Annotated in this window: 7 protein-coding genes; all 7 read left to right on the top strand. The window is 70.4% G+C overall.

The annotated features are described in order from the left end of the window. Positions 1-82: 82 nt before the first annotated feature. The 7 genes from grpE (at position 83) to E2651_RS09465 (ending at position 8399) form a co-directional block, all read left to right on the top strand. Positions 83-484, top strand: coding sequence for a nucleotide exchange factor GrpE (gene grpE, locus E2651_RS09495; RefSeq protein ID WP_135330600.1), 402 nt, complete (start codon positions 83-85; stop codon positions 482-484). Beyond that, a complete protein-coding gene (locus E2651_RS09490; RefSeq protein ID WP_135330599.1) occupies positions 481-2382 on the top strand; it encodes a dynamin family protein in 1902 nt (633 codons plus the stop codon). Before grpE ends, E2651_RS09490 begins: the two co-directional genes overlap by 4 nt. Then, a complete protein-coding gene (locus E2651_RS09485; RefSeq protein WP_135330598.1) occupies positions 2379-3593 on the top strand; it encodes an Hsp70 family protein in 1215 nt (404 codons plus the stop codon). Before E2651_RS09490 ends, E2651_RS09485 begins: the two co-directional genes overlap by 4 nt. 94 nt (positions 3594-3687) lie before the next feature. Beyond that, positions 3688-4116 (top strand): YbjN domain-containing protein, encoded by a 429-nt coding sequence (locus E2651_RS09480; protein ID WP_135330597.1) that lies wholly within the window; start codon positions 3688-3690, stop codon positions 4114-4116. 92 nt (positions 4117-4208) lie between these two features. Continuing rightward, positions 4209-6428, top strand: coding sequence for an NADP-dependent isocitrate dehydrogenase (locus E2651_RS09475; protein ID WP_135330596.1), 2220 nt, complete (start codon positions 4209-4211; stop codon positions 6426-6428). Between the two features lie 110 nt (positions 6429-6538). Beyond that, a complete protein-coding gene (locus tag E2651_RS09470; RefSeq protein ID WP_245238697.1) occupies positions 6539-7084 on the top strand; it encodes a GNAT family N-acetyltransferase in 546 nt (181 codons plus the stop codon). Positions 7085-7208: 124 nt separating this feature from the next. Then, entirely contained in the window at positions 7209-8399 is a 1191-nt protein-coding gene (locus E2651_RS09465) for an acyl-CoA dehydrogenase family protein (protein ID WP_135330595.1), read from the top strand. The last annotated feature ends 144 nt before the right edge of the window (positions 8400-8543 follow it).

The following is an 8543-nucleotide window of genomic DNA, read 5'->3' as shown; positions in this document are numbered from 1 at the left end:
ACGGCATACGAGATTCATGAGCGTCTCGTGGGCTCGGAGATGTGTATAAGAGCCAGCCCCCGAACCGCCGCCGCCCCTACCGGTGCAGGTCACCGCTCCGGCCGTCACTCCGGTCACCGCTCCGGTCGCCGAGACCGACGGCGAGGGGCCCCTCCCCGTCGTGTCCGGCCTGATCGACATCCTGGACCGCGTGGCGACCCTGCGCGGGCGGCCCGCAGGCGTGCCTCTCGACGCCTCCGTACTCGACTGGCTGGAGCAGTCCGTCCTGCGGATGCTCGCCGACTGCGAGGTGCGGCCGTACGAAGGCGAGGGCGAACTCGACCCGCAGCGCCACGAGTCGGTGGACTCCGAGCCCGCACCCCGTCCCGAACTGGTCAACCACGTCGCGACCAATCTGCGCCCCGGCTACCTCTGGCGCGCCGAACCCGTGCGTCCTGCCCAGGTCAGCGTCTACGTGGCCGCGAAGGAAGGAGCCGGGCCATGACGGACCTCGAGCCGCTGCGGACCCGCGCCCGGACCCTCTTCACGGACGCCGAACAGGCCCTGAGCGCCGACCCGGAGGTGGGACGGGAGCCGCCGCGACGCCTCTCGGAGTACCGCGCCACGCTGGAGGGCCTGCAGTACCACGTGGTCGTCTGCGGCGAGTACAAGCGCGGCAAGTCGAGCCTGCTCAACGCGTTGATCGGACGGCCGGGGCTTTTCCCCGTCGACGTGCATGTGGCGACCAACACCGTCTCCACCCTGGAGTACGGCACCGACGAGCGGGCCACCGCCTATCTCGCCCCGGAGGCGGAGGGCGAGGAACTCATCGCGGTGGACGTGCCGTTGGCCGAACTGCGCGACTACGTCACCGAGCAGAAGAACGAGCAGAACGTACGCAACGTCCACCTCGTCCGCATCCAGCTGCCGCTCGACCAGCTGCGCACCGGTCTCGTCATGGTCGACACACCGGGCGTCGGCAGCATGAACCTCGCCCACGACGCGGCGACCCACGCCTTCCTGGGGCAGGCCGACGCGCTGATCTTCGTCGGCGACCTGGTGGTCACCTTCAGCACCGACGAACTCGCCTTTCTGAAACGGGCGTTGGCCAAGTGCCCGACCGTGATCACGGTGCTCACCCGCAGCGACCAGGTGGTCGACCCGGAACCCTCGCTGCGGGCCGCCCGTCACAAGATCGCCGATGTGACCGGGCGCGCCGAGGGCGACCTCGTCGTCCTGCCCGTGTCATCGCCGCTGCGCGCCTCGGCGCGCCAGTCCGGCGACGCCGAGATGCTCGCCGACTCCGGCTTCCCCGACCTGGAGAAGGAGCTGTGGGACGGCCTGGCCACGCGGGTGGGCCGGCAGCGGGTCGCGCGCTGCGCCGAGGGCCTCGCCGAGGCCCTGACGGCGGCCCGCGCGCCCATCGACCTGGCGCTTGAGAGCCGCTCCGACGCGGAGGTCGAGCGGTTCGACCAGGAGCTGGCCCGCCGCGCCGAGCTGGCGGCGGACCTCCAGGCCCGCAGCGCGCACTGGCGCACGGAACTGCCCCGGGTGTTCCACGACGAGACGCGGCGGATCGAGCAGGGGCTCCAGGGCATCTTCGAGGCGGCCTGCCAGGAGTTCGCGGCGACCGCCGCGATGGCGACCGATCCCGGTCAACTCGACGACGTCGTACGGGAGATCGGGCGGCTCCTGGTGGACGGGGTCGAGGTGGCGATGGAGCGGTTGCGCGACGCCGCGAGCCAGGTGCAGCAGGCTTTCGCCGCCCAGACCCAAGTCCCCTACCAGCCTGCCAGTTTCACCGTCGGCGGGTTCACGCCGGCCCTGCACGGCGTCACCGCGGCGCCGCCGGGACTCGACGCGGGTTCGGGGCAGCCGGCCCATCACCTGAGCAACACCTGGCGGTCGGCGATCGCCGGGGCCGGGCTCGGCGGAGTGATCGGCGGGCTGATCGGTGTGGTCGGCGGGCCGCCGGGCATCGCCATCGGTGCGGCGTGCGGCGGACTTCTCGGCAAGGTCGTGGGCGCCATCACCGGCTGGTCCGACTCGCGGCGTGCCGAGCGCGAACGCGCGGAGCGTGAGCGCAAGGAGTGGTCCAGGGAGGCGGTGCGCGCCCTCACCTCCGGGACGGTGGCGCAGATCAGGGCCAACGAGGCACGCGCGCTCGCCGCGTTCGACGACGCCGCGCGGGAGATCTCGCGGCTGCTCGTCGCCGACATCGAGCGCGGCATCGAAGAGGCGAGGGAGTCCCTGGAACGCTCCCGCCGGGAAGTGGAGGAGGAGCGCAGGCGCAGCGAGGCCGAGCAGCAGGCGCGGCGGGCCGAGCTGACGGAGCGCAGGGACCGCTACACCCGACTCATCGACTCCGCAGGGGAGTTGGCGGATCTGGCGGGTGTGCCATGAGCGGCGCGGCGCCGGGGACCGTGCACGGGATCGACTTCGGTACGTCCACGTCCGCGCTCCTCATCGGGCGTCCTGACGGCACGGTGACGGGGGTCAAGGACCCCGCCGCACCGCACGCCGGTCTGTCGATCAGGACCGCGGTGTGCCCCACGCCGCGCGGTGAACTGGCCGTCGGGCAGGCAGCGTTCGCGATCCGTATGGCCAACCCTGTGGAGTACCACGCGGAGTTCAAGCGGCACTTCGGTGAGTCGGTGCCGCTGCTTGTGGCGGGCCGGGGGCGGCAGCCGCACGAGCTGACCGGCGAGATGCTCTCGTTCCTGCGCTCCTGCGCGCTCAGGCAGGTCCCCGAGGAGCCGCGGGCCGTGGTGATCACCGTCCCGGCGAGCTGGGAGGAGGGCAACCGCGAGCTGATGCTTCAGGTCGCCGAGACCGCCGGATATCAGCGGTCGACCGTACGCCTGGTCACCGAACCGGTGGCGGCGCTCGCGCACGCCTTCGCGGAGCACCGCCCCGCGGACCGGCAGTGCTTCCTCGTGTACGACCTGGGCGGCGGCACCTTCGACGTGGCGGTGGCGCGCAGCGCCGGAGCGGAGTTCGAGCTGGCCGGTGCGCCCGGCGGCCTCGCGGACGTCGGCGGCGGTGCCTTCGACCGGGAGATCCTGCGCAGGCTCTCCACCCGCTTCCCCGAAGTGGTGCGCACCGCCCTGGAGGCCCCCGCGCAGAACGGATTCGCCCTCCTGGAGCGGCTCCAGATGCTCTCCCAGTGCCAGACGCTCAAGCACCAGCTCTCCGTGGTGAACGACCACACCGAGTACTTCGCGGCCGACGGCGGATTCGTGCCGGTGACCATGGACAGCGGCGAGCTGGCGGAGCTGCTCGGCCCCTTCCTCGAACGCACCCTCACGGAGTGCGAGCGCACGCTCGCCGCCGCCGGGCTCACCTGGACGGACGTCGACACGGTCGTGCCCGTCGGCGGCAGCAGCCGGCTGCGCGCGGTGGGCGAGGCCCTGTCGGACCGGTCGCGGCGGACCGTGCGGCTGCTGCCCGACCCGGACCTCGCGGTGGCGGGCGGCGCGGTGCTGCTCGCCCGGCGCGTCCTGGCCGAGGGCGAGCTCCCGCCGGGGCTCGCGCCCGGCGACCCGGTGGCCCGGCTGTTGCGCGACGGACTCGACCACGACCTCATCGAGCGCGTACGCAGGTACGCGCGCTAGCGAAGCGAACATCCCGTCCCACCCGGAAGTCCGACCCGGAAAGTTCAACCCGGAAAGTTCAACCCGGAAGTTCAACCCGGAAGGAGTGGTCCACATGGCCACCTTCAGCGACACCTGGCGTCAGCTGCTGCACGACTACGCGCGCGAGAAGGACTACCGCTACCAGGTCAGCGGTGACACGCGCCTGCTGCAGTTCTCCGTCGACAACCCCGGCCGCGACAGTGTCACCCTCCTCGTGGCGGACATCGGCGAGATGGTGCACTTCTCGATGACCGACAGCGGCTTCATCCCCAAGGACAAGGTGCCGCTGGCCGTGGCGGCGGTGAACCAGTACAACCAGGAGCACCTGCTGCCCAAGGCGTACGTGTACGAGAACGACAGCGGGCAGAGCGACCTGCACGGCGGCTGGACGCTGCCGGGTGTGCTGGAGGTCACCCCCGCGCAGTTCTCCGAGATCATGGACTGGGCGCTGAGCGTGTGCCTGGAGCTCTTCGACTGGCTGCACGAGCACTACGGACTGTGAGCAAACCGGCACAATAGGGCCGCTTCGTGGAAGAGGGCGATCAGGAGATATCTTGATGTCGAGCAATGTTGCAGACGTGGAGCGGAGCACCGGTGACTGACTCGACCATCATCTACACCCACACTGACGAGGCCCCGGCCCTGGCGACGTATTCGTTCTTGCCGGTGGTCGAGGCCTACGCCTCGACGGCCGGGGTCACTGTGGAGAGCCGTGACATCTCGCTGGCCGGGCGCATCATCGCCCTCTTCCCCGAGTTCCTCGAGGAGAGCCAGCGCATCGACGACGCCCTCGCCGAGCTCGGCGAGCTGGCCAAGACGCCCGGCGCCAACATCATCAAGCTGCCGAACATCTCGGCCTCGATCCCGCAGCTGAAGGCGGCCGTCGCCGAGCTGCAGTCACAGGGCTACGCGCTGCCGAACTACCCGGACGACCCGAAGACCGACGCGGAGAACGACATCCGCGCCCGGTACGACAAGGTCAAGGGCAGCGCCGTGAACCCGGTCCTGCGCGAGGGCAACTCCGACCGCCGCGCCCCCGCGTCGGTCAAGAACTACGCCAAGGCCCACCCGCACCGCATGGGCGCCTGGTCGGCCGACTCGAAGACGAACGTCGCCACCATGGGCGCCGACGACTTCCGCTCCACCGAGAAGTCCACGGTCATCACCGACGCCGGTGCGCTGCGCATCGAGTTCACGGGTGAGGACGGCACCACCACCGTCCTGCGCGAGTCCGTACCGGTCCTCGCGGGCGAGGTCGTCGACGCGTCCGTGCTGCGCGTGGCCGCGCTGCGCGAGTTCCTCAGCGAGCAGATCGCCAAGGCCAAGGCCGACGGCGTGCTGTTCTCCGTGCACCTCAAGGCCACGATGATGAAGGTCTCCGACCCGATCGTCTTCGGTCACGTCGTGCGCGCCTTCTTCCCGAAGACGTTCGCCGCGTACGGCGAGACGCTCGCGGCCGCGGGCCTGAGCCCGAACGACGGTCTCGGCGGCATCCTCAACGGCCTCGACGCCCTGCCCGACGGCGCGAAGATCAAGGCGTCCTTCGAGGCCGAGATCGCCGAGGGCCCCGAGCTCGCGATGGTCGACTCCGACAAGGGCATCACCAACCTGCACGTGCCGTCCGACGTCATCGTCGACGCCTCGATGCCCGCGATGATCCGTACGTCCGGCCACATGTGGGGCCCGGACGGCGGCGAGGCCGACACCCTGGCCGTGCTGCCCGACAGCAGCTACTCCGGCGTGTACCAGGTCGTCATCGACGACTGCCGCGCCAACGGCGCCTTCGACCCGGCCACGATGGGCTCGGTGCCCAACGTCGGCCTGATGGCGCAGAAGGCCGAGGAGTACGGCAGCCACGACAAGACCTTCGAGATCGCCGCCGCCGGTACGGTGCGCGCGCTCGACGAGGCCGGCAACGTCGTCCTGGAGCAGACCGTCGCCCCCGGCGACATCTTCCGGATGTGCCAGGCCAAGGACGCGCCGATCCGCGACTGGGTCAAGCTCGCCGTCTCCCGCGCCCGCGCGACCGGTGACCCGGCCGTGTTCTGGCTCGACGAGAACCGCGCGCACGACGCGCAGCTCATCGAGAAGGTCAAGGCGTACCTCCCGGAGCACGACACCGAGGGCCTGCAGATCGAGATCATGTCGCCGGTCGAGGCGACCAAGTTCTCCCTGGAGCGCATCCGCCGCGGCGAGAACACCATCTCGGTCACCGGCAACGTACTGCGCGACTACCTGACCGACCTGTTCCCGATCCTCGAGCTCGGCACCAGCGCCAAGATGCTCTCGATCGTCCCGCTGATGAACGGCGGCGGCCTCTTCGAGACGGGCGCCGGAGGCTCCGCCCCGAAGCACGTCCAGCAGCTGGTCAAGGAGAACTACCTGCGCTGGGACAGCCTGGGCGAGTTCCTCGCGCTTGCGTCCAGCTTCGAGCACCTGGCGCAGACCACGGACAACGCGCGTGCCCAGATCCTCGCCGACACGCTCGACCGCGCGACCGCCTCGTTCCTGGAGAACGACAAGTCGCCCAGCCGGCGTCTCGGCGGCATCGACAACCGCGGCAGCCACTTCTACCTGGCCATGTACTGGGCCCAGGAGCTGGCCAAGCAGACCGCGGACGCGCAGCTCGCCGAGGCGTTCGGCGCGCTTGCCAAGTCGCTGACCGAGCAGGAGGACACGATCGTCGCCGAACTGATCGCCGTCCAGGGCTCGCCGGCCGACATCGGCGGCTACTACAAGGCCGACTCGGCGAAGGCCTCAGCGGTGATGCGCCCGTCGGCCACCCTGAACAAGGCCCTGGAAATCCTGGCCTGACCCACCCCGGCACACCCGACTCCGCCCCGACAGGCCTCGACCTGCCGGGGCGGAGCTGTTACGTGCGGCCCGGCATCGGCCGGTGCGAGCGGTGGGGCATGATCAACCGCATGCCGACATCGCCTTGTGCGTTCCCCTGGCCGACCACCCTGACCACGGACCGGCTGGTCCTGCGCCCCATCGAGGAGAGCGACGTCCCCGCCACCGCGCGGCTCTGGACGGACCCCGAGGTCCGCCGCTATCTCGGCGGTCCCGTCGACGAGGAAACGGTGCGGCTGCGCGAGCGGCACTGTGTCGGTGCGCGGGGCGCGTTCTGCGTGGTCTCGCGCGGGGACGGCGCGGTGGTCGGCGGCGTACTCCTGGAACCCGATCGGCGCCGGGACGACCGTATCGAGGTGTCGTATCAACTGCTGCCCGAGCAATGGGGGTTCGGGTACGGGCGTGAGGCGGTCGCCGCCGTGGTGGCGTGGGCGCATGGGGCGACCACCCCCGTGGGGTCGGAGGTGGTCGCGGTCACGCAGCAGGCCAATGTCCGTTCGCGGCGGCTGCTCGAAGTCATCGGCATGCGGCAGGCGGACTCTTTCGTGGAGTGGGGCGCGGCACAGGTGCTCTACAGCGCCGATGGGGTGGCCCGACCGGGCGGCGCTCCGGATTGATCGCCGCCCATGCTCCGGGCGCGAGTGCCGCCGCCATTCCCAATTTTTGAAACGCGTTCTACTGTGTGCGCCGTCAAGTCGAGGCCGTACAAGGCCATGTCGGCCAGCGAACGCAGGAGGGGCCGTGCACCTCGAATACACGCCTGAGCAGCGGAAGTTGCGCACCGAGCTGCGCGCCTACTTCGCCGACCTCGTGCCCGACAACGCCTATGCCCGGTACGAGGACCCCGCCGCCCAGAAGCGGTTCTACCGGGAGACCGTCCGGCGCCTCGGCACCGACGGCTGGCTCGGCGTCGGCTGGCCCGAGGAGTACGGCGGGCGCGGGCTCACGCCCATGGAGCAGTTCATCTTCTTCGACGAGGCCGCCCAGGCCGGGGTCCCGCTGCCGCTGATGGCCCTGAACACCGTCGGGCCGACGATCATGCGGTTCGGTACGGAGGAGCAGAAGGCGTACTTCCTGCCGAGGATCCTCTCCGGGGAACTCGACTTCGCGATCGGCTACAGCGAGCCCGACGCGGGGACCGACCTCGCCGCCCTGAAGACCAAGGCGGTCAGGGAGGGCGACGAGGCCACCGGCCACTACACGGTGAACGGCCAGAAGATCTGGACCACCAACGGCGACACCGCCGACTGGGTCTGGCTCGCCGTCCGCACCGACCCGGACGCCCCGCCGCACAAGGGCATCACCATGCTCCTCGTCCCGACGTCCGACCCCGGCTACTCCTGCACCATCATCAACACCCTTGCCTCGCACGACACCACGGCCAGCTACTACGAGAACATCCGCGTCCCGGTCTCACGCCGAGTAGGCGACGAGAACAAGGGCTGGCGGCTCATCACCAACCAGCTCAACCACGAACGCGTCACCCTCGCCGCCCACGGCACCATGGCCATCCGCGCCTTCCACGACGTGCAGCGCTGGGCCGCCGACACCAAGCTCGCCGACGGCCGCCGCGTCATCGACCTGGGCTGGGTCCGCCAGCGCCTGGCCAGGACCCACGCCAAGCTGGACGCGATGAAACTCCTCAACTGGCAGATGGTGAACGCCGTCCAGGAGGGCACCCTCACCCCCCAGGACGCCTCCGCCGTCAAGGTGTACGGCTCCGAGGCCCGCCGCGACGCGTACGCCTGGCTCATGGAGGTCGTCGGCGCGGCCGGCGCCCTGAAGGAGGGCTCCGCGGGCGCCGTGCTCCACGGCGAACTGGAGCGCGGCTACCGCAGCGCCGTCATCTTCACCTTCGGCGGCGGCAACAACGAGATCCAGCGGGAGATCATCTCGTGGATCGGCCTTGGGATGCCGCGGGTGCGTCGCTGAGGTCGCCAGTTTCCGGGGGTGGCCCCGAGGACCTCTCTTGAGGCTCTCGGGGCCACCCCCGGATGGGTGTTACGGCCCGATGTATTGACACGGCCTGAGGGGCGGGCGAACATCACTGCCAAGTTAATTAACTACCTAGTACGT

The sequence above is a fragment of the Streptomyces sp. MZ04 genome, from assembly GCF_004684775.1.
GTDB lineage: Bacteria > Actinomycetota > Actinomycetes > Streptomycetales > Streptomycetaceae > Streptomyces.
This window is presented reverse-complemented; position numbering and strand designations above follow the sequence as displayed.

Coding starts and splice junctions, on each gene's coding strand:
- E2651_RS09490 (WP_135330599.1), top strand. CDS start 481: ATGACGGACCTCGAGCCGCTGCGGACCCGCGCCCGGACCCTCTTCACG.
- E2651_RS09485 (WP_135330598.1), top strand. CDS start 2,379: ATGAGCGGCGCGGCGCCGGGGACCGTGCACGGGATCGACTTCGGTACG.
- E2651_RS09480 (WP_135330597.1), top strand. CDS start 3,688: ATGGCCACCTTCAGCGACACCTGGCGTCAGCTGCTGCACGACTACGCG.
- E2651_RS09470 (WP_245238697.1), top strand. CDS start 6,539: ATGCCGACATCGCCTTGTGCGTTCCCCTGGCCGACCACCCTGACCACG.